This window comes from Aquitalea pelogenes (assembly GCF_041914625.1).
Classification (GTDB): Bacteria; Pseudomonadota; Gammaproteobacteria; order Burkholderiales; family Chromobacteriaceae; genus Aquitalea; species Aquitalea pelogenes.
Genome location: NZ_JAYSDA010000011.1, coordinates 1 through 25,142, shown reverse-complemented (window position 1 = coordinate 25,142; position 25,142 = coordinate 1). Strand labels below are relative to the sequence as shown.

Here is a 25,142-nt window from a genome sequence, read left to right as displayed (position 1 = left end):
TTTGTCTAGCAGAACCGGCGGATATCAGCCGCCGATTTTTTCCTTGCCGCCCATGTACGGACGCAGTACGGCCGGAATGGTCACGCTGCCATCGGCGTTCTGGTAGTTTTCCAGTACCGCCACCAGGGTACGGCCTACAGCCAGACCGGAACCGTTCAGGGTATGCACCAGCTGGTTCTTGCCGTTTTCGTCCTTGAAGCGGGCCAGCATGCGGCGCGACTGGAAGGCTTCACAGTTGGAGCAGCTGGAGATTTCGCGGTAGGTGTTCTGCGCCGGCAGCCATACTTCCAGGTCGTAGGTTTTGGCAGCGCCAAAGCCCATGTCGCCAGTGCACAGGGTAATCACGCGGTAGGGCAGTTCCAGTGCCTTCAGAATGTTTTCGGCGTGGCCAACCATTTCTTCCAGCGCAGCATAGGAGTGGTCCGGATGCTCGATGCGCACCATTTCCACCTTGTCGAACTGGTGCTGGCGGATCATGCCACGGGTATCACGGCCATAGCTGCCGGCTTCGGAGCGGAAGCAGGGCGAGTGGGCGGTCAGCTTGAGCGGCAGCTCTTCCATTTTCAGGATGCTGTTGCTCACGGTATTGGTCAGGGTGATTTCCGAGGTGGAAATCAGGTACTGGTCTACCGTGCCTTCTTCACCGCCCTTGGTCACCTTGAACATGTCTTCGGCAAATTTCGGCAGTTGGCCGGTGCCCAGCAGGGCGCTGTCGTTGACGATGTAGGGGGTGTAGTGCTCGGTATAGCCATGCTCACCGGTATGGGTGTTGAGCATGAACTGCGCCAGCGCGCGGTGCAGACGGGCAATGTCGCCCTTCAGTACGGTGAAGCGGGCACCGGACAGCTTGGCACCGGTGTCGAAATCCAGGCCCAGCGGAGTACCGATGTCGACATGGTCTTTTACTTCAAAGTCGAACTGGCGCGGCACGCCAACACGGCGCACTTCCACATTGTCGTTCTCGTCCTTGCCTACCGGAACGGATTCGTTCGGCAGGTTGGGAATGCTCATCAGCAGGGCATCCAGCTTGGCTTGGACCGCTTCGAAGGCAGCTTCGGCTGCTTTCAGTTCATCACCCAGGTTCGCCACTTCGGCCATGATGGCAGACACATCCTCACCCTTGCGCTTGGCTTCGCCAATTTGCTTGGAAGTGGCATTGCGGCGCGATTGCAGTTCCTGCATGCGGGTTTGCAGGGATTTGCGGTCGGCTTCCATTGCGGTGAAAGCGGCGGTGTCCAGGGTGTAGCCACGGCTGGCCAGGCGGGCAGCAACAGCGTCCAGATCGTTACGGAGCAATTGAATGTCTAGCATGGAAAATCCTGATGGTATTGAAGTGTCTTGCTGGTAGCGGGCTGTGCAACAGCATCAGCCCCTTACTGAATCCTGCATGCGGAGGGAAAGCAACCGCTGTGTGGTGCTGCACTGTCTGCCTGTGGCTGGCAGCACCAACTCATTCTGTAAAACGCAAGTGTAACGGTAACAGGCGGGCTTTGTCCTGCCTGTTGCTGGCAAAAACAGCATTATAAGCAATGCTGGCGGGCTTGTAGATGCTGGCAGGCGACGTCCTGTTGGCTAGCCCTTGGTCGCTGCGGCCTTACTTCTTGCCGGCTTCCTCATCCCACTTTTTCAGCAGGGCCAGTTTTTCCCCGATCTTGATTTCCAGCCCGCGCGGCACCGGCTGATACCAGCCCGGTTCCGGCATGTCGTCCGGCAGATAGCTTTCGCCGGCGGCATAGGCATTCGGTTCGTCATGGGCATAGCGGTATTCATGGCCATAGCCCAGCTCTTTCATCAGCTTGGTGGGCGCATTGCGCAGGTGTACCGGCACCGGGCGGCTCTTGTCCTGCTTGATGAAGGCGCGCGCCTGGTTGTAGGCCACGTAGCCGGCATTGCTCTTTGCCGCCACCGCCAGGTAGATGGCGGCTTGCGCCAGAGCCAGTTCGCCTTCCGGGCTGCCCAGCCGCTCGTAGGTGGTGGCGGCATCGTTGGCAATCTGCATGGCGCGCGGGTCGGCGAGACCAATGTCTTCCCAGGCCATGCGCACCAGGCGGCGCGCCAGGTAGCGCGGGTCCGCGCCGCCATCCAGCATGCGGGTGAGCCAGTACAGGGCGGCATCCGGGTTGGAGCCGCGCACCGATTTGTGCAGGGCGGAAATCTGGTCGTAGAAGGCATCGCCGCCCTTGTCGAAGCGGCGGGCGTTGACGCTGAGCACTTCGGCCAGAAAGTCCTGCGTGATCTGGCCGGTTTTGCGTGCCAGCGCGGCGGTGCGGGTTTGCTCCAGCAGGTTAAGAAAGCGCCGTGCATCGCCATCGGCATAGCCGGTGAGGGCTGCGATGGCCTGCTCGTCGAATTCCAGTCCGTCCAGCGCGCCCTTGTCGCGCGCACGCTGGAACAACAGCACCAGTTCGTCCTCCCCCAGGCTGTTCAGCAAATACACCTGCGCTCGTGACAGCAGGGCGGAGTTCACCTCGAACGACGGGTTTTCCGTGGTGGCACCAATAAAGGTGAGCAGGCCGGATTCGACAAAAGGCAAAAACGCATCCTGCTGGCTTTTGTTGAAGCCCCGTACAGTACGTTGCACTCGTTGTTTATCAACGGCTTGGCGTGTTCCAAGGCGACGACTTTGCACAAAACACCGCTTTTGATGCACAATTTTTTGCACCACGGTTTTTGATTGTGCAAGCAGAACGCCTCCTTGGCTTGTGCAGGCCCCCAAGGACCTCAAAGAACAGGAAGGAGTCACAGTGTCGGTCTACCCAATCAAGTACAAGGTTTTGAACAAGGAGACTGGCCGCAAGGTCACTGTCACCCGTTGGCGAGTTCAGATCCGAAAGAACGGAGAGAGTATCAGCAAGCTCTTTGATGAAGAGTCTGTTGCAAGGTCATGGGAAGACCAAGAACTTCACCGTATCAATACTGGTGTCCCACAGAATCTCATTTTTGATCAGAAGTATCAACTTGAAATGCCCGACATGAGAAGGCTGCTCAAGGATTACTTCCAACAATACATGAGCAAGCAGGCAGAGTCTTCTTTTAAGACAAACCAGAATCGTTGCCTGAGTGCCATTCCTTCAATTCCAATCTACTTGAAGGACTTGGGACCCAAGATTGACAACTACCGCTACAGGAATACGGTGGTTGATGCCATGATGGGCAGAACCTATGCCAAAGACTACATTGAGTTTGGCAACTTCAAGATTGATACCGTGGACTTTTGGCTCTTGATTGCCTACATGGATTCCAGAAGGAAGTCAGGCATCAAGGACAACACAATCCTTCGTGAAATATCAACTATCAGTTCGGCCTTTGAAAAAGTCTACAAGCTCTATCCCGAACAATTCCCAAACAGCATCATGAACCCAGTCAAGATGCTTCCAAAGGGCGAGAAGCCGAAGCCTTATCTTGGAAGGAAAAGGGTTCTGTCTGATGATGAAGCCGTCCAGATTGCAGAATGGATGAAGCTCAAAGCCAATCAAGAACCCTACTATCTTTTCATCACTTGCCTTGAATCAGGGGCACGGAAAAGTGAAGTCTTGAACGCTCAATGGGAGAATGTGAATCTTCAGCTTTGGTCCATCCATATCCCAAAAACTAAAAACGGCAAGCCAAGGGACATCATGATCCCTGAAGATGAAGAATTTAGGGAATGGCTCAAAGCAAACCGACTTGCCAAGGGACCAATCTTCAAGCTGACCGCATGGAATTTCCGTCAATACTGGGTTGACGCTTTGAAAGCACTTGGCCTTTATGATGATCCAGAGACAAGGCTGCACTTCCATGACACTCGCAGGACGGCACTGACAAAGCTCATTCGCCAGAAAAGATCCAACAACTTCCAGATCGCTAAAGAGATGGGAGTGTCACCGCAGACTGTTGAACAGACAATCCAGAACATGCCTGACCGTCTTGCTGAAGTCTTCGCCAAGCTCAGATCAGGAGAAGCCTTGAATGAAGAAGAAATTATGCTGCTTGCAGGCCATAGTTCTTCAGCCATGACTAATGCCTACTATGGCGACAGGAATTAAGTTAAGATGACCGAATCAACTTCCACCAAGAGGAACAAGCCGATGGCAACTGCAACACCCAGCTATGATGAACTTCAGGCTCAGATCAAGAAACTTCAAGAACAAGCAGAAGCAGTGAAGGCTTCTGAAATTGAAACCGTCTTGGCTGACATGAAAGCCAAGATTTCAAAATATGGATTGACCGCTGCACAACTGGGTTTTGCATCTACTTCAAAGCCCGGAAAGAAAACCGCAGCCAAAGAAGCAGTTGTCATGTATCGGAAGGGCGATCTCACCTGGTCCGGTGCCAAACAAGGCAGGAAGCCCAAGTGGATCATTGAAGCTCAAGCGGCTGGTGAAGACCTTGAACAGTATCGTGTGAAGTAAGACCTTCACCTACCAATGAAAAAAGCACCCTACGGGGTGCTTTTTTGTGTCTTTCTTTAGGACTTTTCGACCCCGCACAGCAAGCGTACAATGCCAGGTTTGTCAACAACAACCTGGTAAAAAACGTGTCGATTGATCCGAAATTACTTGCAGCGGCTAGGAAGGTGACAGCTCACCGTGCCAAGGTGGTTATTGACCACATCATTGAGCACGGCTACATCACCACTGAAGATCTCAAAGAAACGTACGGCTACAACCATCCTCCAAGAGCCGCAGGCGATGTTCGTGATCAAGGTATCCCTCTGGAGACTTTCAAAGTCAAAGGCAGTGATGGGCGTTCTATCGGTGCCTATCGATTTGGCGACCCTTCACAAATTGAAGATGGGAAGCTTGGTGGGAGAAAAGTTCTTCCCAAGCAGTTGAAAAAAGAACTGATTGAGCAGTTTGGTGCTCGGTGTGCAATTAGCACCGAGCAATACGATGAATCACATCTACAAATTGACCACAGGATTCCATACCGTATTTCTGGAGATGAAGGAACGGACCGCAATCCCGCAGACTTCATGCTTCTGTCTGGTGCCGCCCAGCGACAGAAATCATGGGCATGTGAACACTGCCAGAATTTTCTAATCAAAAAAGACTTGGCAACTTGTCAAACTTGCTATTGGGCATATCCTGAAAGTTTTACCCATGTTGCGATGAAGCAAGAGCGAAGAGTAGATTTGACTTTCAGCGGTAAGGATGTTGATACATTCCAAACATTAGAAAAAAGAGCCAAGGAGAATGGCTCTTCTATCCAAGATGAAATCAAAAAACTGATCAAGTAAGAGCAGCCCCCAGCAAGTCAAGCTGGGGGTTTTCTTTTTCATGGGTCACAGTTTTGGTTTTAGCAAGAAGTGCGGGCGACAGGTAAAGGGATTCAATCGTGACATCATCACGCCCCAACAAAGTTGCTTGACTAGAGCGACCAGCATGAAGCCCAACCTTCTTCAACTGAAGGTAGTCAGGAAGTTCCGTCCCATAAGTCCTATCCCCACAAGTTCCATCAAAACTTAGCATATAAGGAACATTGCGTTTATTGAGGCTGTCTAGTTCCTCAATAAGTTCATCCAGATTCAAAAGATGGGCGTATCTTGAATCTCGCTTTCCACTAGTCCCCTGCCAAGGTGGATCCATATAGACAAGGTCATTGGCGGTTGCATCAGAAATTGCGTCTCTAAAATCACCACCTACAATCTTAATCCGATCTTTCAGCAACTTGGACATAAGTGCCGCTTCTCTTTTCAACTTGTCGGGCTTCAAACCAAGGCGACGATTATCTGGACCTTGATTGAATTCACCACTACCATTGAAACGTACAGCATTTTTCACGCACCTAGCTACAAGATAGAGCAGGTCAGATGGCGACTTTGTTTCATTGTAGTCGTCTCGAACCTTCTTGTAGTAAGCCGCAGGATCAGCCAGTTGCTCATTCCATAGCTTTGAATATTCTTCAGTCAATCGCTCAGGGTCGCTAACAATTAACTTCCAAAGCTCTGCCAATGGCTCAAGTTTGTCGGCAACGACGAATTTTTTAGCCTTATGATTTGCGGCAGCAGCAAGAGTAATTGCACCTGACCCAACGAATGGTTCATAGAGAGTGTCAATCTCAAAATCCATGTAAGTCAGAATATCTTCAGCAAGTTTTCTCTTGCTCCCTTGATATGGAATTACATGCGGTGCTTTTTTCATGAGGCATTTTTGAACTTGGGATTCAGCAAATAGACAGAATAATTTCTGTCCTTCTCAATCAAGAAGAGTGGTTCGCCACCGTTTTCAACACGGCGACGCTCTCTTCTGTATATTATTGAATACAACGAGTTGGTTGGAGTCTGACCTCTAAAGGCACAGGGCTCCATCTTTTCAATTTCAGTGACCACCTCCCCGAGACTGAGTGCCTTCTTCTTCTTTTTTAGCACCTCAACCATCAAGGCCTCCAAGTCACTCTTCTGGCGATTCCATGTCATATCCGACCCTTTACAAGCATGCATCCGCATGCTAACGCAGAACAACATTCCCCGCAACACCCATCGCACGAACGCAGAAAATTTAAGTCAACCCCAAAAACAAAAAGCCAGTCAATTGACTGGCTTTTTTTTATCGTGCTCTTGACAATCCAAAGATTTTCAATATATGTACGATAACCGTTTCTCAGGCGGACAGTTTAATAATACGAAATTTTGAGAACTTGTCAAGACCAAATATAAATTAAATTGTCCTAATGGGTAACTGTTAGGGCAAGTTTTTTTGCCCGAATGAAAGACAGGTTGAAGTGTTAAATGCCACTGGGCAGCAAGAGTAATCAAGCGACTAAAAAGCCCCAGGAAACAGTATCGGTCAATCTGTGAAGAAGACAGAAATTTGAGAGTGCTTGTTCTTGGTTGCACAGCGACGAATGAAACAACATAACTTGAGTGATAGGGCATCAATTAGCAACCAGGAAGAACCCTGTGGCCCACACAACAAGCAATCTAAAACTTCTGGAAGTATTCAGTCAGTCATTTGTGTGACGAAAAGAGCATGGCTCATTGATTGAAGTAGTTTGGCAAATTTACAGCGATGCGGCATAAGATAAGTCCGAAAGGTAACAGGTAAGAGGTTGCCACCATAGCCAAATGAACGAGCCCAATAGCACAGATGCCACTATTAATATAGTGGAGCTTCTTTCAGGCTGCTGATGGTAGGTGACTCAAACCCACCTGCCTAAGCCAGATGTTGGGAGGTGCGAGCAAGTATAGGTTTAGGCTTAGTTCTGTAAAAGGAACGTCCTGGATACCCTGCACCCTGCTGTTAGATTGGTAGAAAGAAACCAGGATTCGGAAAGGTTGCTAACAACCTCATGGGCCGCAGTTCAAATGAATGAATTCGGCAGATAGCACATGTTGCACTAGAACTCAAATTTGTTGAGATTTTTCTAGCCGGCAAGGGATAAGGCTTTGCCGCAGTTTTCGGAGAAAACAAGGCAAAGCAGGTACTTATATATAGAATGAATTATTCATCATCCAAGCAAAGATGATGATGACTCAGGCCAAGAAGGATAGTCTCGTAGAGGATTGACGATAGTCAATCAAAATTGGCAACTGCGAGATTTGACGTTTTCTTCAAAATTTCATATATAAAGATTCGAGTCAACAAGGAATCTATATGAATTATGCCGAAAAGAAAAAATTAGAAGCTGCCGCGAACAAAATACTACGCGAGGCAGGCAAGAAAAAGCCAAAGGTCAAGAATTCTCCAGGCAGCAAGCTTCCTTTCAAGGTCTTTGCCCAAACAAGTGGACACTTCCTACCAGGTCAAATGCCTTTAGTTTGCCAAATTAAAACCTTGAGTGATCTTGCAGCCAGAAATCGTCAGCTTGGGAGGCTTGAATTTTTACCCAACAAAACCTATTTCAAAGCCAATCTTAAACAAGAAGGCATCTACTTCTATACGAACTTAGAACTCGTTATGAAGAAGGACTTTTACTACAAGGCAGGAAGCAGCGGTTTTTTCACTCTAACATCTGACGGAAAGATTAACCCCATAACAGAAGAAGAAGCTCAAAAGTCTATTGATAACTAATCCACACACAGCATAAAGCTGTGCATGGTCCTTTCAGGATTCATTAGTTACCAACAGACAAACAGACCTGACGCATTCCACATGGACAACTTTTCAAGTTGCCCACGTTCCACTTGCCCCATTAAATATTATATATGTACTAATGGCAGACAACCGGCCTCGTAGACTTGATTCTTTTTAAAGATTTCCTATCTTGGTAGAAAAGGAATTCATATGAGCAATTTTTATACAGTTAAAAGAAAGAATGGTCTTACGCACTCCGAGAGCGGCCCAGCCGTGGTCACAAGTGATGGAACCAAGATGTGGTATCTAGCAGGAGTGAAGCACCGTCTTGACGGACCTGCGGTTGAGTGGTCTGATGGCACAAAGGAGTGGTGGGTTGCAGGTCAAAGGCACAGAAGGAAGGGACTAGCCATTGAGAACCGAGATGGCTCAGGAGAAGCGTTCTACTCCACATTGGCCGCAAGCTTTGAAAAGGTTTCAAATCTCATTGATCTAGAAACCTGGCTGAGAAATAACAAATTAAATAGGCAATAGCGATCAAGGTATTTACTTATCACCAAGTTTTGCTATATTAATTTAGACCATAGGAGAAAATAATGTGGGAAGAAGATTACATTAAAAAGATTAATGATGCGAGATTGGCTCATTCAGAGTTCAAACTAAATCATTCTCGCCAGCAGATTGCGGAAATGGATCAGCGAGAAAAGGATAATAAAACCGCCGCTGAAATAATAGAACTAAAAAACAAAGTCAAAGAGTATGAAGATCTTCTTTCACGTCCTATGAAAGACATTGCGCAAAAACATTCTGGCTTCAAGAAGACCTACGATATGCAACAGCAAATGTTGGCTGAATGGATTATGGGTCAAAAGGCATATCGTGAAACAGCTATGCAGCTTGGGATGGCTTTGAATATGACCCCTGAGCAAGTACAAAAACTTGCTGCTCCAAACTACACCGCAGTTTTGGAGAACCGCACTCAACATGGCAATGACGCATCCTCCAGTCCTACTCTAGCCACTCATGCTGAAGCGATTCTTGCCATACGCAGAAAGCAGGGCAAAGCCTAAACTCTACGTAAGCCCCATAAAGCACCTTCGGGTGCTTTTTTTAGTTGACTCTGCTTTTTCAATTCGTATGTTGCATTTAAGGAGAGCAACATATGAACTTGATGAAGCAGATTTGGCTTCAATTTAGATATTTGGCGGGAAGGCTCGTGGGAAAAATCAATTTACACGGTCATGATGGCTCATCAGTAGAAGTGTCCATTGATGAAATTATCTTCATTGACTACGACACCGAATCTGATTCAATAGTAATCGTTGAGAAGGGAAAAATTCCAATATACGTACCAATCACAGATTGGAATGTCCATGTGGCAGCGAGCCATGCTGCCCACCTCATCGAGAGAATGAAGAAGGCCAGTGCGAGAATAAAGAGGAAGATTGACCCATCAAACCCTTACTTGCCAGAAGAGCCGTCACCCACCAAATAAAAAAGCACCCGAAGGTGCTTTTTTATTCATCCTGTACGTCTGGTGGTGATTCTGGTGGCTTATCCGCAATTTTCATTTCAATAAAGCTTTGAATATCTTTTGAATTATCAAACTTCTCAACAGCCTCATTCAATACATCATTGAAGGATTCCCCGAGATTATCTTTTGACGCCTTCAAAAACTCCATTGCTTGATTGGCTTTTGTTACGCTAGGAACCATTTCTCCATTTGAATTCTCTCTCATAGAAGACTGCTGCAAGAATGCGACACCATCAGCACCGAATTCTTTCTCTGCCTTTTGAGTTGCAGCACTCATTGCAATGTCACGACTGATTGCTTTAGCTGCATTTTGAGCATTGCCATGCTCGCCAAATCCATTACGAGAGGCTTCAAGCATTTGATCTTGGAAGGCTTCTGCACCGGCTTCACCACCGAATGATTTGGCAAGATTTAGGCCGTCATCGTAAGCAGCACTTGCAGCCTGGTTCTTGGCGAAGTCCATATAGTTGCTAACTCCCAGTGCGGAAACCTTCTTATCAGCAGTGCCATCGCCAAATGTCTTATCCAATTCATCCTTGTGTCTTTGGAATCTATCGGACTCAGTAATTTTCTGTAGTTCAGAGTTCTTGTTTTCTTTTTCTCGCATTGCAGCACCTGCCAAATAGCCACCAGCAGATCTTACACCAGTGTATGTTGCTGCATAAGTTCCAGCATTGTTGCTACCGATTTCATTAGCATGAGATCCAAGTGAGGCACCTTGACCACCAAACCATTTTAACAACTCATCAGAAATGCTTGTAATTGCCTTCATGACTTTGGTAATGATTGTCCACATCATGCCGCAATAGATCAAAGGAAATGCAACCAGACCAAGAATCATTATAAATATATTTGAATCACTCTGAGATAACAAGAATGCTGATGAGAAAATTTTATTAATTAGTGTTCCGACGATATATATTATGTTGATTGATGCTATGAATCCAAGCACTGCAAAAACCGGCCTGAACATCAAACTCAATAGTAGAGAATAGCCATTTGATCCTTTCCCGGTCAGATCATCACCATTGGGATGAAGATGGTATACACCCCACATGGTAGATATTATTATTGCCTCTACAGCCATAATCATCCAACCAATAAACATACCCATCCACATCATAAATGGCATCATTGGAAGGATATATGACAATGTGAATCCTACACCAATCATTAAAGGCAAGATTACATTGAACATGGGTTGGAATGATTGAGCTAAAGCGATAGGACCTGCAACACCAGGTGCGGCAGTAGCTAAAGCATATGAGCCACTTGAGTAACCTGCTTGCATCAATGCAGCAACACCCAACATCCAGTTTCCAAGCCTTTTCATTTCAAGCACTGGGTTAGATCCATCATCTAAAACAAATGTACCTACACCCTGAATAAAGTGTTTCATTAGTCTAGTCAAGTCAAATCCTGAACCTATCCAACTCATCCAACTCCATTCCTCGCCACCAGTATTACTTTCTTTGTTAATTGAGAAGTCTCCGATTTCTTTATCAGCCATTTTCAGATTTTTCAAACCATCACCGTATCTAGTCATAAATGCACTAGCAAATTGACCACCGTCGGGTTGCATACCGGAAGCAGTGGGAATGCTGGCTGTAGTTCTACTTGAAAGATCTACCAAGTAGGAAATTTTCATGTAATAGGCCCCTGCAAACGCCCATCCATCGCGTTTGGCTGAATCTGATAGCTCATTCAAGTTCATGAATGAAGCCGTTATCTGAGCGGCATTTGTTTTGATTGTGTTCTCGTAGGTTGCTACCGCCTTATCAATTGAGGCACTAGGATCTATGTTTGGATTTGCAACCCATGCCTTTGCAACTGTATCCAAGCTATCGACCAGCAAACCAGCAGCAACATTGTTTTCCTGGGCGACCTTGTAAGCTGATTGAAGATATAGGTTTGGATCGCCCAACAATCCAAGAACGCTTGCTGAGTCTGTCTTGGCGACAGTAGGTGTTTCGGCATTCTTAACGGTCATGGTGCCACAAGAAGTTGGAGTGAAGCCAAGACCACCAGAAGGCATTCCAAATAGATAGACAGTTGACCCGCCATTCCATGTCACGGTCTTACTGATTCCAACAGCAGGGGGAGTTCCACTTGGTAAAACAACACTATCAATCATCCCTGAATTATTACCATGCTGCATTAGCTTCTCATAGCCTCTCATGCAAACCAGAGAGCCAAACACCTTATAGCCCAATGCTGTTGCTTGTGGGGGAGTAATACCAACAGTCATTTGATTTTGAAGATTCGAAGCAGTCATATACTTCGTCCAAACATTATCAGCAAGCCCAATTCCTTGAACCAAGCACCAGCTAACGAGCCAGTTGAAGATCGCATACTGACCATTTATAACAGGTATAACCATAGCCGTTGATAATGAATAGCGAATTGGAATCCAGACAGAAGAGAATTTTTTACCGAGCATTTCACCGTCATGAGCAGTGCCAATTGTTCCTGCCAAGATAGTGTAAGTCGCAAATATTCCACCTATTATTAATATTGCCCCATTCAAAACCTGCATGACAGGACCAAAAGCGTCAGATGCAGAAGCACCAAAAGTGCCAATGTTTCCGAATAGAGCAGCAAGCACCTTCATACTTACGTCTGAATCTGGTGGGGTGAATGGTCCAGCAGTTCCCGCATAGGCCAATCCCGGCACTAATAGTGCCAAGACTGAATATAGAATTTTTTTCATAAAATCTCCTGTTTTTATTCTTATTCTTTAAGATTAACAAAGGAAAAGCAAAAGGCAAGTCAATTTGACTTGCCTTTTTTGCACTGCTCTATTAATAAGTATAAGAATAAATGGAGTATGCAATATAAATCTACGATCTTTCAGTCGTTTGTCAATGCCTGATGTTGACTTTCACTGGTGATTTTGTAGATTGGGCTTAAACAGGAGAGTCAATTGAACGCCCAAACAATAATAGTTGCAACTACCGGAATATTCTGCGGCTGGCTTGCCAACATACTTAACATCAAGATTTTTAGATTTCTATTCAAGGAACTTTATAGCAACACCTTGGAAAAGTACGGCCTGAACGGATTAAAGATGCGATTGGCTATGATCCTTTTACTTATGGATCTACCAGGCCTCATTCGAGGAATAAGCAATCCGCAACCCATTATTAGTGTAATCTGCTGTGCTTCAAGTGCATTCTTTGCATTGGTCATGCTAGTGCGAAATCTTCCAAAGAACAGTAGAAAATAACTGCAAAGCCAAAAGCACCTTCGGGTGCTTTTTTATTGCTGTTTGACAAATTGCTCTGATTTTAATATAAATATTATGCTAAAAACAAAGGAATTTCATGGAATCAACAATTAAAGGAAGTGTAATTTTAACCACCAACAATGATGGCTTGATCGAGGTAAATTATAAGAGAAGTAGTTTAATCCTTGGTATCTTTGCAATCATAAGTTGCGTCATTGTTTTTCCATTGTGTTTTATATTAATAGGAATTGTCTTGCTACCAATTCCACTTGTTTTAGTGGTTGCATTTTACTTATTTCAGGTAAAGGAAAAACTTCTTATGCAACCAGGTGAAGGATTGATTTTAAAAAAGCACAAAATCTCATTCAAAGATATTTCAAACATTCAAATAGATGTGAATCGTGGTATTGGGGCAATCTTGGCGACAGTAAAAGGTAAAGATGTAGTGTTAGCTAATCTTTTAAGGGAGTCTGTAGCAAAAGAACTTTATTCGATAATCTTAAGTCATTCAAAATAAAAAGCACCTTCGGGTGCTTTTTTCTTATCTAACGTTGCACGTTAGGTCCTTACCTTGTGCCTCATGTACCTTTTGCCTCAAGAGGATCAAAATACGTTTCATTGATCGGCACCAAAGCTGTTCAATAAATCACCCATCAAACACCTACCAAGTGAAATGGTTCATCTGGAAAGGAAGGGTTAAAACATGACTTAAATTGAAAGGAAAATATCATGAATCAACTTAATCTTATCGCAGTACCTAACGGAGTTTTTAGCCTTGAAGAAGCCATTGACGACACTTTGATTCAAAATGTCATTCAACAACTTCAAAAGGAAGATGCTCCAACAACAACCAAGATCAAAGCATTCCTTACGGTCTACCAAATGATTGATACCTTGGCTCAGATGCACATGCAGGGTCTTGATATTGAACAGGTGAATCAATTCGGTCTTGCAATGTCAATGAAGGACACCATCGATCTTGGCTATGATTCCATCATGAAGACCTTTACCAATCACGAACGCAAGAGGATTCACGATCTCGTTCAGAAGGCTCCTGCACACTAAAAGCAAAGGCTCCACTAGGAGCCTTTTTTCTTGATCTGACGTCGCCAGTCAGTTAAATTCATATGAGATCAACTGAAACTACATCCATATGGCGAAGTCTCCCAAGGATCTGCAACGGCTTAAAGTCATCGGCAAGAGCTTGCAGAAGCAAAGAAACAAGACTGGCTACTCACAAGAGGAAGTGGCTGACCGTCTACAAATTACCCCAAAGTCATATGGGGCCTACGAGCAAGGCACGGCTACACCTGACATCCTCAGATTGATCCAGATTGCCGAAGTCTTTGAATGCGATATTGATGAACTTCTGATTGGAATCAGTTCAAAATCTGATGACCAAGCAAAGCACATTGCCACCCTTCTAAAAGGTGTCAAGCGAGCAGACAGACTCCACATAGTTCGAATAATCGAACAGATTTGCCTCATCTCAAAAGGCAAGGCAAAGATTGACTCTTGAGGGAGTCAATTTTTCAAATTTGGGCGGCTTGGCTGCTATTTTTGTGCCCAGATCACTTGATTACTTGCAGTTAGTTGATCGCTGTAAAGTGCAGCCAGTCATATATTATATTCTAGCAAGTCAAATCATCTAATCAAGAGTCGGACTAAAAACTTCACAGATGAAAGTCTAATTCCACTTGTACACCCGTAATCACGCAAGTGAAAAGGACCAACTCGTTTGGGTCCTTCCGGGAAACATCGCAGGTGGATCACTCAACACTTAAAGAGCCGCGAGGCAGTCTGTTCTTTCTCACGATTGATTCAAGAATTATTTGAACCTCGTGAAGCCTCTGGTCCTCTTTCGGAATGTTGAAGGCTTGAATCACATCCCTCAAGTCTGCCACTGACACGAGCAAATCGTCCTGAGTGGTCAGAGTATTTTTGTCGTAAATAAATTCAGTCCCCATCTTTTGGCTTCCAAGTGAACTGTTCAGCAGCAGATGCTAATTCTGTTTTATGTGCATCCACTTTTTGATCATGAATCTTCATTTTTTCTTCAAGCCCCCTGGCCGCAGTTGAGAAAATTTTTCTTGTGTAGCCAGCCAAAGTGAAGTCACTTGTTTGGTGTTTATCGTTCAATCTATTCACGACTTCCTTCAAAATTTCTAGGTCATGTCGTTCGATGTAGAGATTGAATTGAACTAGATCATTGTGCTTTTTTGGTCTTCCAATCTTTGCCATATACCCTCCTTTGCTTTATCTCTTTTATATGTAGACAAATAGCAAATTGAAGATCGATGTCAAGACGTTGCTCGAAAATTTTCGATCAAACTTTCATGCAGATAAACCCGCAAGAATTTGTCTACATAAAAATTGGCTATCGAGTTTGCGGCGAAACGTGGACAAATCAATTTGGCTTGCTAAAATTAATAGTACAAAACAGCAAGACAAATAAACCATACCAGGAGAACCCTGACGGTTCTCACTTTTATGGGTTTATCTCTTGCTGGGGGTTCCCCCAGGCCCCTAGTAAAATAAAAGAAAACAAGAAGGAGAAAATCCCAATGAATGACACAAACAGCGCTGCAAATGAATTAAAACTTCACCCCGGACAAGCAGGGGCAGATGACGATTCTAGATTCAAAAGAACTAAAGTCCTCGAAGTAAATATGTCTCCATTCGAGTATGATCATCTGAAAGAAAAGTGGAGAACAACAAACTTTAATTCGATGGCAAAATTTGCCAGATACAAGTTATTTGGTGGCAAGGAGCATCAGATCGACCTCTACTTTGAGCAAAAAAGAGATGACAGAATTCTGGCTGCAAGGCTCCTTGCAGAACTAAACAAACAAGGGAAAAACTTAAATCAGATCGCCAAGCAGTTAAATTCCAAACCAGATTTCACAAAGCAAGAGACAAAATTGCTTGTCGATGATCTGAAAAAAACATTGCTTGCCATCCAAGAGATCAAGGACAAATTTTCTCCACAGAAGAAAATTTAAGGTGCGGTTCTGTGATCAATGTTGTTCAAGGCCATCGCACGAATTCAGTTCAAGAAGCGATCAATTATCTGAAAGGCGACCACGACCATAAGGGAGTGGAGAGAAAGCCAAAGCCAAGATTTCTCACTGGAAGTGAGACTGATTGCCTCATTGCTTGCGAAACAATAAGCAGAAAACACAAATATGTTTCTGGCACTTTGGCCTTTGAACCAAATGAACATCCAACCGATCAACAACTGATGGCCGTTGTCAACTCATTCCGTGCCACCTTCATGGCGGGCCTTGAGCATGGGGTAAATTTCACAGACTTCTGGAATATTCACGAAGACAAAGGTCGAATCGAACTCAATTACATCATTCCGTTGACAGAGTTAACTACCGGCAGGCAATTGAACCCGTTTCCAGTCGGGAAGGTCAAAGAAGACTTCAAGGACGCATTTGATGCGGTCATCAATCACAATCTCGGTTATGACCAGGTCGTGAGAGATCCACTTAAAGCATCGTCTTCAAAATTTGAAGTCAAAGTTCTTCCGCATTCAGATTCAAAACTTGCAAAGCAGATTAAGGCCACCAAGCCAGATAAGGACAACATTAGTGCAAATGTTGGCTATCAGATCCTTCAAGGGAATATTGGCAACAGACAGCAGCTTTGCGACTATTTAGAAAATTTTGGGACGATCACAAGAGTCAACGACAAGTTCATCTCATTGAAAATTCATGGATCACAGAAGGCTTTTCGTCTAAAAGGTCCTGTCTATGAATATGGTGCAGACTTCAGAAAGTTGAAGAACGAATCTCTTACCAAAGGTGCCGACTACAGAAAGCAACTTAATGATGCTGACTTCAAGAAGATCAGTGACACCCTCAAGCGATTGACTGATTCAAGAAGGCAGTTCAACAAGAAGTTGATCGGTGAACCAATGATCGGCAGAACCAACAAGAACCGAATCTACGGGCCAAAGACTGCCGAGAAGGTTACTGCCAAGGAATCACTTCAGCAGGTAGCACCACCCAAAGAGATTCACCAGCCGCAGAAAGTCAAAGAAACATCTGCCCTGGCCCAACCTACTGCACAGTCTCAGCAGCCTTCCATGCCTCGTGTAGATTCCACAGCCACACCAGTGAAGACGCTATCGACAAATCCAGAGGGAAAAGCTGACTCTCCATCAGTTTCTAGCTCCACAAACGGCGTTTCCACCTCTGATAGTTCTGTTGGCGGGCTTCGTTCTCAACTTGCTGATCTTATTAGCCAGATTGCCAATGCAAAGAATCCGGCCAAAGCTGCCGCATTGAAGATTAGAGCCACACAACTTGAAAATCAGATTGGTGCAGCAGTAGCAGCGGAACGAATTAGGAAGCTCAAAGAGGCTGAACGATTCAATGGTATGAGTGGGACGAAACCGAAAATCTAATCCCAGCATAGGAATAGAGCGTGAAGATACCTATATTTTATTCTTTTTTTCTTTTGCTCTTTCATTTAAATCGGCATGCAGCTTCTCATTAAGCTTTTTCTTTTCAAGCCAACGGTCATACTCTTCACCAGTCATCTCAATTCCATACACGAACCAACGTTTAGATTGCAGGAATTTAAATTCAATCGCAGGACCGTCTTCACGGTGGCGATCCCCATTTATAAACCACTCTTTGCTATAGCTTGATTCGATAGCTGGACCGTCTTCTCTATGTGGAAGACCATCTTTGTACCAAATAGTTCTATCGCTTGACTTATATTTACCATTTCTTTTTGGATTCATTTTTCCCCTCCAATCCAAAAAGCATACTAAACCTTATATTCAAGTCAACAAAAAAGCACCCGAAGGTGCTTTCACAGAAATTCACTTGATTCTTACTCTCTCTTGCCTGCTTCTTCATCCAGCTTCCGCAAGACAGCGAGTTTTTCAGCAATCTTTATTTCTAGACCTCTTGGCACCGGCTGATACCAACCAGGCTCTTCAATGCCTTCTGGCAAGTACGTCTCGCCAGCAGCATAAGCATTGGGTTCGTCATGAGCATATCTGTATTCATGCCCATAGCCCAATTCTTTCATCAGCTTCGTTGGAGCATTGCGAAGATGAACAGGAACCTCCCGGCTCTTGTCTTGCTTCACGAAGGCTCGTGCCTGGTTGTAGGCCATGTAGCCAGCATTGCTCTTGGCAGCAACAGCTAGATAGATGACCGCCTGACCAAGTGCCAATTCACCTTCTGGACTTCCTAACCGTTCAAAGGTCAGTGCCGCATCATTGGCTATCTGCATGGCTCTTGGATCGGCAAGCCCGATGTCTTCCCAAGCCATCCTGATGATTCTTCTGGATAGATACCTTGGATCAGCACCGCCATCCAACATCCTTGTCAGCCAGTACAAAGCAGCATCAGGATTGGACCCACGAACAGACTTGTGCAAAGCAGAAATCTGGTCATAGAAGTTATCGCCACCTTTATCAAAACGCCTGCTATTGAGTGTCAGAGCATTTTGAATGAAGTCAGCATCAATGTTCTGGACACCAGCAGCACCAGCAGCCGTTTTGCACTGCTCAAGCAGATTCAAGAACCTTCTGGCATCTCCGTCTGCATAGCCAATGATCGTTTCAATAGCCTTGTCTTCAATCTGCAATTCACCAAGGGCACCTTCTTCTTGAACCCGCTTCAAGAGCAGCTTCAATTCTTCTTCTGTCAGTGACTTCAGGACATAGACCTGAGCACGAGACAGCAGAGCCGAGTTCACTTCAAAAGAAGGGTTCTCCGTGGTGGCACCTATGAAAGTGACTAGGCCACTTTCTGCATAAGGAAGAAGGGCATCTTGTTGGGACTTATTGAACCTATGAATTTCGTCTACGAACAAGATGGTGTGCTTGCCCATAGACAGGTTCTGTTGTGCTTGCTCCATAGCAGCACGAATGTCCTTCACACCGGAGAACACCGCAGACAAGGCGATGAACTCACACTTGAAGGCCGTGGCTGTGAGGCGTGCCAAGGTGGTCTTGCCTACACCTGGTGGCCCCCAGAAGATCATGGAGTGCGGCTTGCCCGATTGGAAGGCCAGTCGCAACGGCTTGCCTTCACCCAGCAAGTGAGACTGCCCAATCACCTCGTCCAAGGTCTTCGGCCGCAGTGCTTCAGCCAGTGGGGCAACAGGCTCTTGTGCGAACAAATCAGCCATGCTTCACCACCGCTGAACAATGGGGAAGCCCAAAAATCTGCACAACGACACTCGCAAGTCGTTGTTTTATATAACACTTGACAGCCTTGTTGAAGCGGTGGACTTCGTCGACAAACAGAATGGTGTGACGGCCAGAGCGTTGCAGCGCGGCATGCGCCTGTTCCACCGCGTCGCGAATGTCCTTTACCCCGGAGAATACGGCAGAGAGCGGAATGAACTCGGCATCGAAACTGCCGGCCAGAATGCGCGCCAGCGTGGTTTTACCCACGCCGGGCGGGCCCCACAGAATCATCGAGTGCAAGGTGCCGGATTCCACTGCCAGCCGCAGCGGCTTGCCGGGGCCGATCAGGTGCTGCTGGCCAATCACCTCATCCAGTGCGGCGGGGCGCAGTGCCTCGGCCAACGGTTTTTTGGCTTCCTGGGCAAACAGATCATTCATGGCGGCTAACACGGCAAAAGAAACAGGCTGCTAGTATATCAGCTGTGTTCTGCCTGCCGCAGGCGCTATGAATCGGGAGGGGAGTGGAATGAAGCCGGGTGTACTCTGTTTATGGCTGGTGCTGGCATTGCCAGTGCAGGCTGGCCCCCTGCAGAATTGGCTGCAGCAGCGGGCGGCCAGTCACGATGCTCTGGCGGAGGAGGATGTTGCCAGCAGTGGCCGTTTGCCTGCTGGTGCACGCAAGCTGGCGGACTTGGCGTATGGCCCTGATATGCGCCAGCGACTGGATGTCTATCTGCCGGCAGACGAAGGGCAGGGCCGGCCATTATTGGTGATGGTGCATGGCGGGGCTTGGCGTGTGGGTAGCAAGCAGGCGGCCAATGTGGTGGATAACAAGCTGGCGCACTGGCTGCCTGCCGGGGTGGTGCTGGTGTCGCTGGATTATCGCCTGCTGCCGCAGGCCCCGGTGGAGGATCAGGCGGATGATGTGGCCCGCGCGGTGGCCTGGGTGCAGGCGCATGCTGCCGAATGGGGTGCAGACAGGCGGCAGCTGGTATTGATGGGACACTCGGCTGGGGCGCACCTTGTCGGCTTGCTGAGTACCGATACCGCGCTGCGCCAGCGCCATGGCGTGCAGCCCTGGGTGTCCAGCGTGCTGCTGGACAGTGCAGCGCTGGAGGTAGCGGACATCATGCGCGGCCCGCATTTCCCCTTGTATGACAAGGCTTTTGGTAGCGATGCCGCGCGTTGGGACCGCTTGTCGCCCACCCGTTTGCTGGGCGCTGGCACGCCGCCGCTACTGGCCGTGTGCTCCTTGCAGCGGGCGGAATCCTGCAAGCAGGCGCGAGGCCTGGCTGACAAAGGCAGGCAAGCCGGGGTGGTGGTGCAGGTAATGCCGCAGGACCTGAGCCACGCTCAGATCAACCAGCAGCTGGGCGTGGCTGGCGACTATACCCGGCAGGTTGACCGTTTCTTGCAGCAGTCCGGCTGGAAGCCGTCCCCCTGAGCCGGCCGCTACACGTCAGTTGGCCGCTGTTCAGTCGCCGCTGACCACATCCGCGCCCTTGGGCGGGGTGAAGCTGAAATGGCTGGCTGCCAGGGCAGGGTTTTTCTGCTGATTGGCAAAACGGATGCGGGTGTTGTTGCCAAAACTGTCGGTCAGCTCCATTTCCACCAGCATCTTGTTGCTAAAGCCCATGCGGATGGCGTTGAAGGTGTTGTCCTGTTTTTTCGGGCTGGCGCTCAGCCACTCCACGTCGCCTTGCTTGCCCGCTTCTTTCAGGATGTAGTCCCGTTCGATGGCATTATTGCCGGCCAGCAGCGCGGCCGGGCTGCTGCCCAGTGCGCCGTCCAGGTTCTTGCGGGTGACCTGGGCCAGGTCCTTGTCGTAAATCCACAGTGTCTTGCCATCACCGACAATCAGCTGTTCGTACGGCTTGTTGTAACTCCAGCGGAATTTGCCGGGACGGGAGATTTCCAGCTGACCGGAGACTTCTTCTTTCTTGTTCTTGGCGCTGACCACCTGGGTAAAGCTGGCGGACAGGGTTTTGGTGTCATTGACAAAGGCCTTGAGCTGGGCGATGGCGGCAGCCTGTACCGGCAAGGTCAGCACGGTGGCCAGCATGGCCAGGGCGAATTTTTTCATCTGGGGTCCTTGAGGCAATTGCAAGTGACTGTCATGGCAGTGCCGGCAACCGCCGTATGGCAAACGCCGCCCCTGTCATGCTCACCTTGCTGGGCAGCAAAGTGTGACAGCAAGTGGGGGCGGCGGTTCGGATCATGCTGTTAAGGAGTGTTGGCCATGCTTACTTGGCCAGGTCCTGCAGCCATTGCGGCTTGGACAGTTTGTCGTAGTCGATGATGTCTGACGCTGCAGGCTGGTAGGCAAACACCGGCTTGCCGTGATTGCTGTAGCGCATGTGGAGATAGGCCAGGCCGCGCAGCTGCGGGGTGTCCAGCGTGATTTCCTGGTTTATCCCTAGCAACTGGCCCTGACGGTTGGCATACAGGTGCGACACCGTGCGCGTGGCTTGCAAGTCGGCAGCCGAACGCTGTGTCAGAGCGCGAACCAATTGCGCGGCGGCGGCAGCTTGCTTGCCATCTTCCGGACGGCCCTGGCGCTCGGCTTCTTGCTGGATCACCTTGACCAGGCCATCCACGATATGCACCACCACCTGGCTTTCCTGCAGCGGATTCATGGCAATGCGCAACTGGTAGCTGGCACCCAGCTGGCGGGCGGTGTCATCCAGCGGCTCCAGTGCAAATACCTGTTTGTCCACCGTGCCGTAACCTTCATCCACCAGGCCGGGCAGGGCTTTTATCATGGCATCCAGCGGAATTCTGGCGGCGATGTCGCTGGGCAGCTTGAAGCGGACAAAACGTGTTTGCTCGCTATACAGCTCGGGCACGAACAAGTCGAAAGCGGATGGGTCCACCAACAGCGAGAAATCCTGCAGGTTCAGCTCCAGCGGCAGGCTGAGGCTGGCTTGCAGATTGCGCCGTTCAAAGCGGAAGGACGGAATCAGTTCCATCCGCTTGCTGTTCTGGTCCAGTGCGCCATTGATGGCCACCTTGGTGGAACGCGCTATCTGGTTGATGGTGTAGGACAGCTGCGGCTTGGCATCATCGGCGCTGCTGCCGTGCAGCGAGGTAAAGCCCAGCTCGCCGCTGAAGTTGTAACTGGCGTGTTGCAGGTTGTCACGCAGTACCTGGCGGGTGGCGAGGTCTGCCGGTTTGCCGGCCAGCGGGCTGGCGCAGCCGGTAAGCAACAAGGCGGCAAGGGGAAGAGCGACGAGTGCAGGGCGAAGGTTCATGGTGATCCCGGAGTCATTTGTTATGTTATGGAGGTGCATGCGGGCTGCATGGCTGTGCATCCCGCCAGACTTCAGCTGAACTTGTTGGTGATGGGGTAGCGCCAGTCCTTGCCAAAACCACGCTGGGTGACGCGCGGGCCCACCGGTGCCTGGCGGCGTTTGTACTCGTTGATTTTCAGCAGACGCACCACCTTGCGTACATCGGCTTCGGCAAAGCCATCGGCAATGATCTGTTCGGCTGACAGGTTTTCTTCCACATAGCGCGCCATGATGGCATCCAGCACTTCATAGGGTGGCAGGCTGTCCTGGTCTTTCTGATCCGGACGCAGCTCGGCAGAAGGCGGGCGGGTGATGATGCGCTCCGGAATGATTTCACCCTGGGTATTGCGCCAGCGGCACAGGGCAAATACCAGGGTCTTGGCCACATCCTTCAGCACGGCAAAGCCGCCGGCCATGTCGCCGTACAGCGTGCAGTAGCCGGTGGTCATTTCCGACTTGTTGCCGGTGGTCAGCACCAGCTTGCCGGTTTTGTTGGACAGCGCCATCAGCAAGGTGCCGCGAATGCGCGCCTGCAGGTTTTCTTCGGTGGTGTCTTCCGCCAGGCCGTTGAAATTGGCAGCCAGCGCATTCATGAAGCTTTCGTACATCGGCCAGATTTCAATTTCGTCATACTTCACGCCCACCCGACCTATCATGTCGCGCGAATCAATGACGGAAATATCGGCGGTATAGCGCGAGGGCATCATGACCGCATGCACCTTGTCTGCGCCCAGTGCATCCACGGCAATGGCCAGTGTCAGGGCGGAGTCGATACCGCCGGACAGACCCAGCAATACGCCGGGGAAGCCGTTCTTGTTGATGTAGTCGCGCACACCCACCACCAGTGCGCGGTACACGCTTTCCAGCGGGTCGGGCAGGGCAGCCTTTGCGGGAGCGGCTTGCAGATCGCCCGCAGCAAAATCCACCAGCAGCAATTCGTCGTCATAGGCGGCGGCCTGGGCAACCACTTCGCCTGCCTTGTTGACGGCAAAGGATGCGCCATCAAATACCAGCTCGTCCTGCCCACCCACCAGATTGACATAGGCAAAGGGCAGGCCGGTTTCCTCGCTGCGGTAGCGCAGCACCTCGTGCCGGGTTTCAATCTTGTTACGATGGAAAGGCGAGGCATTGAGCACCACCACCACATCCGCGCCGGCGTCGGCGGCCTCGGCAGCAGGGTCTACCGACCATACATCCTCGCAAATCAGCACGCCCACCTTGTGTTCGCCCTGCTGGAACACCAGTGGCGTGGCACCCGGAGTAAAGTAGCGGCACTCGTCAAACACTTCGTTATTGGGCAGCAGCATCTTGTGATACTGGCCAAGGCGGTTGCCGTCGCGCAGCACGGTGGCCGCATTGAAACGTTCATGACCCAGCTTGACCGGATGGCCAATCACCAGCGTAATGCCATCCAGCTCCAGCAACTGGTCCATGGCGGCCGAACAGGCCTGATAGAAGCTGTCACGCAGCAGCAGGTCTTCCGGGCTGTAGCCGGTGAGCGCCAGCTCCGGCGTCACCAGCACATCCGCCCCCTGGGCGATGGCAGCCTGGGCCAGATCGAGAATTTTTCGGGTATTGCCGGCGATATCGCCAACAACGGGGTTGAACTGAGCGAGCGCAATACGCATGTTGAACACAACCATGGGTTTGGATAGTGTCGATTTTACCCCAAGAATGCGCACTTGCCCGAAAGGAAACCACGTGAATCTGCAACTGGCCGATCAACTCAATGCCCTGGATGCGGCAGAATGGGACCGCCTTGCCGCAAATGCCGGCCTGTTCATGCAGCGGCAATGGTTGACCGCCCTGCATGACAGCGGCTGTGCCACCGCGGCCACCGGCTGGCAGCCCTTGCCCATCTGGAGCGAGCAGCACGGCCAGCTGCAAGGCCTGGCACCCGCTTGGCTCAAAAGTCATTCGCGTGGCGAATACGTGTTTGACTGGGCCTGGGCCGAGGCCTGGCAACGCGCCGGGCTGGACTACTATCCCAAGCTGCTGCTGGCTTCACCCTTCACCCCGGTTACCGGCCAGCGCCTGCTGGGGCAGGGCGAAGCCAGAGCCGCGCTCATCGGCGGCCTGCAGCAAGTGGTGGCGGATTATCAACTCTCCTCCGCCCATGTGCTGTTTCCTGCGGCTGAAGAACTGGAGTTGTTGCAGCGGGCCGGCTGGCTGGTTCGCCACGGTGTGCAGTTCCACTGGCAAAACCAGGGCTATGCCGATTTCGATGCTTTTCTGGCAGCACTGTCGCAAAGCAAGCGCAAGAAAATCCGCCAGGAGCGGCGCAAGGTGCGCGATGCCGGCATCAGCATACAAGTACTGCGCGGTGCAGAAATTACTGATCTGCACTGGCAGTTTTTTGAACGCTGCTACCGCCAGACCTATCTGGAACACCGCTCGCCGCCGTATCTCAACCTGGACTTCTTCCGCATGGCCGGTCGTTTACTGCCCAGTCACTGCCTTCTGTTCATCGCCAGCAGGGGCGATCTGCCGATTGCCGCCAGCTGGTGCCTGCAAGACGGCAGCACGCTCTATGGCCGTTACTGGGGTGCGCTGGAAAGCGTGGACTGCCTGCATTTCGAGCTGTGCTATTACAGCGGAATCGAATACGCCATCCAGCAAGGGCTGCAATGTTTCGAAGGCGGCGCGCAAGGCGAACACAAACTGGCCCGCGGTTTTACCCCGGTCATCATCCACTCGGCCCACTGGATTGCCCACCCGCAATTTCGCCGTGCCATTGCCGACTGGCTGGCACGCGAGCGCGCCGCCATCGCCGATTATCACACCACGCTTTTTTTGCATGACGCTTACAAAAAGCCTTGCACAGCCGCTTAAGGGCTTATATACTGCGCAGCCTCTGAGGTCGAAACGCAGTGAACACAGCCTCAGCAGCCATCTGGAGAGGTGGATGAGTGGTTTAAGTCGCACGCCTGGAAAGCGT

The 25,142-nt window shown here is 49.3% G+C and carries 25 protein-coding genes and 1 pseudogene; 14 read left to right on the top strand and 12 right to left on the bottom strand.

Going from position 1 to position 25,142, the window contains the following annotated elements; all coding sequences use genetic code 11:
• Nucleotides 1-24: 24 nt before the first annotated feature.
• Both serS and ACE3SE_RS10725 read right to left on the bottom strand, forming a co-directional pair.
• Nucleotides 25-1,311: a serine--tRNA ligase gene (gene serS, locus ACE3SE_RS10730; protein WP_374555190.1), complete on the bottom strand. Its 1,287-nt coding sequence runs from the start codon at nucleotides 1,309-1,311 to the stop codon at nucleotides 25-27.
• A gap of 283 nt (nucleotides 1,312-1,594) precedes the next feature.
• Nucleotides 1,595-2,569 (bottom strand): annotated as a pseudogene (locus tag ACE3SE_RS10725) (replication-associated recombination protein A); the annotation flags it as partial.
• A gap of 175 nt (nucleotides 2,570-2,744) precedes the next feature.
• On the opposite strand from ACE3SE_RS10725, the gene ACE3SE_RS10720 reads away from it, so the two are divergent.
• The 3 genes from ACE3SE_RS10720 to ACE3SE_RS10710 all read left to right on the top strand — a co-directional run bounded on the left by ACE3SE_RS10720 (nucleotide 2,745) and on the right by ACE3SE_RS10710 (nucleotide 5,218).
• Nucleotides 2,745-4,025, top strand: coding sequence for a tyrosine-type recombinase/integrase (locus ACE3SE_RS10720; protein WP_374555188.1), 1,281 nt, complete (start codon nucleotides 2,745-2,747; stop codon nucleotides 4,023-4,025).
• A 6-nt stretch (nucleotides 4,026-4,031) separates the two neighbouring features.
• Complete coding sequence (locus ACE3SE_RS10715; RefSeq protein ID WP_374555186.1) at nucleotides 4,032-4,391, top strand: H-NS histone family protein; 360 nt, start codon at nucleotides 4,032-4,034, stop codon at nucleotides 4,389-4,391.
• Nucleotides 4,392-4,516: 125 nt separating this feature from the next.
• Nucleotides 4,517-5,218: a hypothetical protein gene (locus tag ACE3SE_RS10710; protein WP_374555184.1), complete on the top strand. Its 702-nt coding sequence runs from the start codon at nucleotides 4,517-4,519 to the stop codon at nucleotides 5,216-5,218.
• Here the strand turns inward: ACE3SE_RS10710 and ACE3SE_RS10705 are convergent.
• Both ACE3SE_RS10705 and ACE3SE_RS10700 read right to left on the bottom strand, forming a co-directional pair.
• The gene (locus ACE3SE_RS10705) at nucleotides 5,211-6,122 is read right to left on the bottom strand and encodes a DNA adenine methylase (protein ID WP_374555182.1); all 912 of its coding nucleotides are present in this window, start codon (nucleotides 6,120-6,122) and stop codon (nucleotides 5,211-5,213) included. The genes ACE3SE_RS10710 and ACE3SE_RS10705 overlap by 8 nt on opposite strands.
• Entirely contained in the window at nucleotides 6,119-6,358 is a 240-nt protein-coding gene (locus ACE3SE_RS10700; RefSeq protein WP_374555180.1) for an HTH domain-containing protein, read from the bottom strand. The genes ACE3SE_RS10705 and ACE3SE_RS10700 overlap by 4 nt, the downstream gene beginning before the upstream one ends.
• Nucleotides 6,359-7,574: 1,216 nt before the next feature.
• On the opposite strand from ACE3SE_RS10700, the gene ACE3SE_RS10695 reads away from it, so the two are divergent.
• From ACE3SE_RS10695 to ACE3SE_RS10680, 4 genes are all read left to right on the top strand, one after another.
• Nucleotides 7,575-7,991 carry a hypothetical protein gene (locus ACE3SE_RS10695; protein ID WP_374555178.1) on the top strand — a complete coding sequence of 139 codons (417 nt, stop codon included), beginning with the start codon at nucleotides 7,575-7,577 and terminating at the stop codon, nucleotides 7,989-7,991.
• Between the two features lie 213 nt (nucleotides 7,992-8,204).
• Entirely contained in the window at nucleotides 8,205-8,528 is a 324-nt protein-coding gene (locus ACE3SE_RS10690) for a hypothetical protein (RefSeq protein ID WP_374555176.1), read from the top strand.
• A gap of 62 nt (nucleotides 8,529-8,590) precedes the next feature.
• Nucleotides 8,591-9,064, top strand: coding sequence for a hypothetical protein (locus tag ACE3SE_RS10685; RefSeq protein ID WP_374555174.1), 474 nt, complete (start codon nucleotides 8,591-8,593; stop codon nucleotides 9,062-9,064).
• Nucleotides 9,065-9,156: 92 nt separating this feature from the next.
• On the top strand, nucleotides 9,157-9,489 hold the full coding sequence (locus ACE3SE_RS10680; RefSeq protein WP_374555172.1) for a hypothetical protein: 333 nt from the start codon (nucleotides 9,157-9,159) through the stop codon (nucleotides 9,487-9,489).
• Between the two features lie 22 nt (nucleotides 9,490-9,511).
• On the opposite strand, the gene ACE3SE_RS10675 is transcribed toward ACE3SE_RS10680, so the two are convergent.
• Nucleotides 9,512-12,238 (bottom strand): DotA/TraY family protein, encoded by a 2,727-nt coding sequence (locus ACE3SE_RS10675; RefSeq protein ID WP_374555170.1) that lies wholly within the window; start codon nucleotides 12,236-12,238, stop codon nucleotides 9,512-9,514.
• A gap of 613 nt (nucleotides 12,239-12,851) precedes the next feature.
• Here ACE3SE_RS10675 and ACE3SE_RS10670 point away from each other — a divergent pair.
• From ACE3SE_RS10670 to ACE3SE_RS10660, 3 genes are all read left to right on the top strand, one after another.
• Nucleotides 12,852-13,271: a hypothetical protein gene (locus tag ACE3SE_RS10670; protein ID WP_374555168.1), complete on the top strand. Its 420-nt coding sequence runs from the start codon at nucleotides 12,852-12,854 to the stop codon at nucleotides 13,269-13,271.
• A 212-nt stretch (nucleotides 13,272-13,483) separates the two neighbouring features.
• The gene (locus ACE3SE_RS10665) at nucleotides 13,484-13,819 is read left to right on the top strand and encodes a hypothetical protein (RefSeq protein ID WP_374555166.1); all 336 of its coding nucleotides are present in this window, start codon (nucleotides 13,484-13,486) and stop codon (nucleotides 13,817-13,819) included.
• Between the two features lie 88 nt (nucleotides 13,820-13,907).
• Nucleotides 13,908-14,273, top strand: coding sequence for a helix-turn-helix domain-containing protein (locus ACE3SE_RS10660; protein ID WP_374555164.1), 366 nt, complete (start codon nucleotides 13,908-13,910; stop codon nucleotides 14,271-14,273).
• Between the two features lie 437 nt (nucleotides 14,274-14,710).
• Here the strand turns inward: ACE3SE_RS10660 and ACE3SE_RS10655 are convergent, their stop codons facing one another.
• Complete coding sequence (locus tag ACE3SE_RS10655; RefSeq protein WP_374555162.1) at nucleotides 14,711-14,995, bottom strand: hypothetical protein; 285 nt, start codon at nucleotides 14,993-14,995, stop codon at nucleotides 14,711-14,713.
• Nucleotides 14,996-15,090: 95 nt separating this feature from the next.
• On the opposite strand from ACE3SE_RS10655, the gene ACE3SE_RS10650 reads away from it, so the two are divergent.
• Nucleotides 15,091-15,756 (top strand): plasmid mobilization protein, encoded by a 666-nt coding sequence (locus ACE3SE_RS10650; protein ID WP_374555161.1) that lies wholly within the window; start codon nucleotides 15,091-15,093, stop codon nucleotides 15,754-15,756.
• An 11-nt stretch (nucleotides 15,757-15,767) separates the two neighbouring features.
• Nucleotides 15,768-17,168 carry a hypothetical protein gene (locus tag ACE3SE_RS10645; RefSeq protein ID WP_374555159.1) on the top strand — a complete coding sequence of 467 codons (1,401 nt, stop codon included), beginning with the start codon at nucleotides 15,768-15,770 and terminating at the stop codon, nucleotides 17,166-17,168.
• Nucleotides 17,169-17,198: 30 nt separating this feature from the next.
• On the opposite strand, the gene ACE3SE_RS10640 is transcribed toward ACE3SE_RS10645, so the two are convergent.
• The 3 genes from ACE3SE_RS10640 to ACE3SE_RS10630 form a co-directional block, all read right to left on the bottom strand.
• The gene (locus tag ACE3SE_RS10640; RefSeq protein ID WP_374555157.1) at nucleotides 17,199-17,510 is read right to left on the bottom strand and encodes a hypothetical protein; all 312 of its coding nucleotides are present in this window, start codon (nucleotides 17,508-17,510) and stop codon (nucleotides 17,199-17,201) included.
• A 92-nt stretch (nucleotides 17,511-17,602) separates the two neighbouring features.
• Nucleotides 17,603-18,913 carry a replication-associated recombination protein A gene (locus ACE3SE_RS10635; protein WP_374555155.1) on the bottom strand — a complete coding sequence of 437 codons (1,311 nt, stop codon included), beginning with the start codon at nucleotides 18,911-18,913 and terminating at the stop codon, nucleotides 17,603-17,605.
• Nucleotides 18,906-19,352, bottom strand: coding sequence for an AAA family ATPase (locus ACE3SE_RS10630; protein ID WP_374555153.1), 447 nt, complete (start codon nucleotides 19,350-19,352; stop codon nucleotides 18,906-18,908). The genes ACE3SE_RS10635 and ACE3SE_RS10630 overlap by 8 nt, the downstream gene beginning before the upstream one ends.
• 88 nt (nucleotides 19,353-19,440) lie before the next feature.
• Here ACE3SE_RS10630 and ACE3SE_RS10625 point away from each other — a divergent pair, with 88 nt between their 5' ends.
• Complete coding sequence (locus tag ACE3SE_RS10625) at nucleotides 19,441-20,358, top strand: alpha/beta hydrolase (protein ID WP_374555151.1); 918 nt, start codon at nucleotides 19,441-19,443, stop codon at nucleotides 20,356-20,358.
• Nucleotides 20,359-20,388: 30 nt separating this feature from the next.
• Here ACE3SE_RS10625 and lolA read toward each other — a convergent pair whose 3' ends face one another.
• The 3 genes from lolA to ACE3SE_RS10610 all read right to left on the bottom strand — a co-directional run bounded on the left by lolA (nucleotide 20,389) and on the right by ACE3SE_RS10610 (nucleotide 23,832).
• Complete coding sequence (gene lolA / locus ACE3SE_RS10620) at nucleotides 20,389-20,997, bottom strand: outer membrane lipoprotein chaperone LolA (protein WP_045848680.1); 609 nt, start codon at nucleotides 20,995-20,997, stop codon at nucleotides 20,389-20,391.
• A 160-nt stretch (nucleotides 20,998-21,157) separates the two neighbouring features.
• A complete protein-coding gene (locus tag ACE3SE_RS10615; protein ID WP_374555149.1) occupies nucleotides 21,158-22,165 on the bottom strand; it encodes a hypothetical protein in 1,008 nt (335 codons plus the stop codon).
• Between the two features lie 71 nt (nucleotides 22,166-22,236).
• A complete protein-coding gene (locus ACE3SE_RS10610) occupies nucleotides 22,237-23,832 on the bottom strand; it encodes an NAD+ synthase (RefSeq protein WP_374555147.1) in 1,596 nt (531 codons plus the stop codon).
• Between the two features lie 73 nt (nucleotides 23,833-23,905).
• Here ACE3SE_RS10610 and ACE3SE_RS10605 point away from each other — a divergent pair, with 73 nt between their 5' ends.
• Nucleotides 23,906-25,036: a GNAT family N-acetyltransferase gene (locus tag ACE3SE_RS10605; RefSeq protein ID WP_374555145.1), complete on the top strand. Its 1,131-nt coding sequence runs from the start codon at nucleotides 23,906-23,908 to the stop codon at nucleotides 25,034-25,036.
• The last annotated feature ends 106 nt before the right edge of the window (nucleotides 25,037-25,142 follow it).

Coding starts and splice junctions, on each gene's coding strand:
- ACE3SE_RS10665 (WP_374555166.1), top strand. CDS start 13,484: ATGAATCAACTTAATCTTATCGCAGTACCTAACGGAGTTTTTAGCCTT.
- ACE3SE_RS10685 (WP_374555174.1), top strand. CDS start 8,591: ATGTGGGAAGAAGATTACATTAAAAAGATTAATGATGCGAGATTGGCT.
- ACE3SE_RS10680 (WP_374555172.1), top strand. CDS start 9,157: ATGAACTTGATGAAGCAGATTTGGCTTCAATTTAGATATTTGGCGGGA.
- ACE3SE_RS10715 (WP_374555186.1), top strand. CDS start 4,032: ATGACCGAATCAACTTCCACCAAGAGGAACAAGCCGATGGCAACTGCA.
- ACE3SE_RS10700 (WP_374555180.1), bottom strand. CDS start 6,358: ATGGTTGAGGTGCTAAAAAAGAAGAAGAAGGCACTCAGTCTCGGGGAG.
- ACE3SE_RS10695 (WP_374555178.1), top strand. CDS start 7,575: ATGAATTATGCCGAAAAGAAAAAATTAGAAGCTGCCGCGAACAAAATA.
- ACE3SE_RS10615 (WP_374555149.1), bottom strand. CDS start 22,165: ATGAACCTTCGCCCTGCACTCGTCGCTCTTCCCCTTGCCGCCTTGTTG.
- ACE3SE_RS10625 (WP_374555151.1), top strand. CDS start 19,441: ATGAAGCCGGGTGTACTCTGTTTATGGCTGGTGCTGGCATTGCCAGTG.
- ACE3SE_RS10705 (WP_374555182.1), bottom strand. CDS start 6,122: ATGAAAAAAGCACCGCATGTAATTCCATATCAAGGGAGCAAGAGAAAA.
- ACE3SE_RS10640 (WP_374555157.1), bottom strand. CDS start 17,510: ATGAATCCAAAAAGAAATGGTAAATATAAGTCAAGCGATAGAACTATT.
- ACE3SE_RS10655 (WP_374555162.1), bottom strand. CDS start 14,995: ATGGCAAAGATTGGAAGACCAAAAAAGCACAATGATCTAGTTCAATTC.
- ACE3SE_RS10610 (WP_374555147.1), bottom strand. CDS start 23,832: ATGCGTATTGCGCTCGCTCAGTTCAACCCCGTTGTTGGCGATATCGCC.
- ACE3SE_RS10630 (WP_374555153.1), bottom strand. CDS start 19,352: ATGAATGATCTGTTTGCCCAGGAAGCCAAAAAACCGTTGGCCGAGGCA.
- ACE3SE_RS10675 (WP_374555170.1), bottom strand. CDS start 12,238: ATGAAAAAAATTCTATATTCAGTCTTGGCACTATTAGTGCCGGGATTG.
- lolA (WP_045848680.1), bottom strand. CDS start 20,997: ATGAAAAAATTCGCCCTGGCCATGCTGGCCACCGTGCTGACCTTGCCG.
- ACE3SE_RS10670 (WP_374555168.1), top strand. CDS start 12,852: ATGGAATCAACAATTAAAGGAAGTGTAATTTTAACCACCAACAATGAT.
- ACE3SE_RS10660 (WP_374555164.1), top strand. CDS start 13,908: ATGGCGAAGTCTCCCAAGGATCTGCAACGGCTTAAAGTCATCGGCAAG.
- serS (WP_374555190.1), bottom strand. CDS start 1,311: ATGCTAGACATTCAATTGCTCCGTAACGATCTGGACGCTGTTGCTGCC.
- ACE3SE_RS10650 (WP_374555161.1), top strand. CDS start 15,091: ATGCAGATAAACCCGCAAGAATTTGTCTACATAAAAATTGGCTATCGA.
- ACE3SE_RS10635 (WP_374555155.1), bottom strand. CDS start 18,913: ATGGCTGATTTGTTCGCACAAGAGCCTGTTGCCCCACTGGCTGAAGCA.
- ACE3SE_RS10690 (WP_374555176.1), top strand. CDS start 8,205: ATGAGCAATTTTTATACAGTTAAAAGAAAGAATGGTCTTACGCACTCC.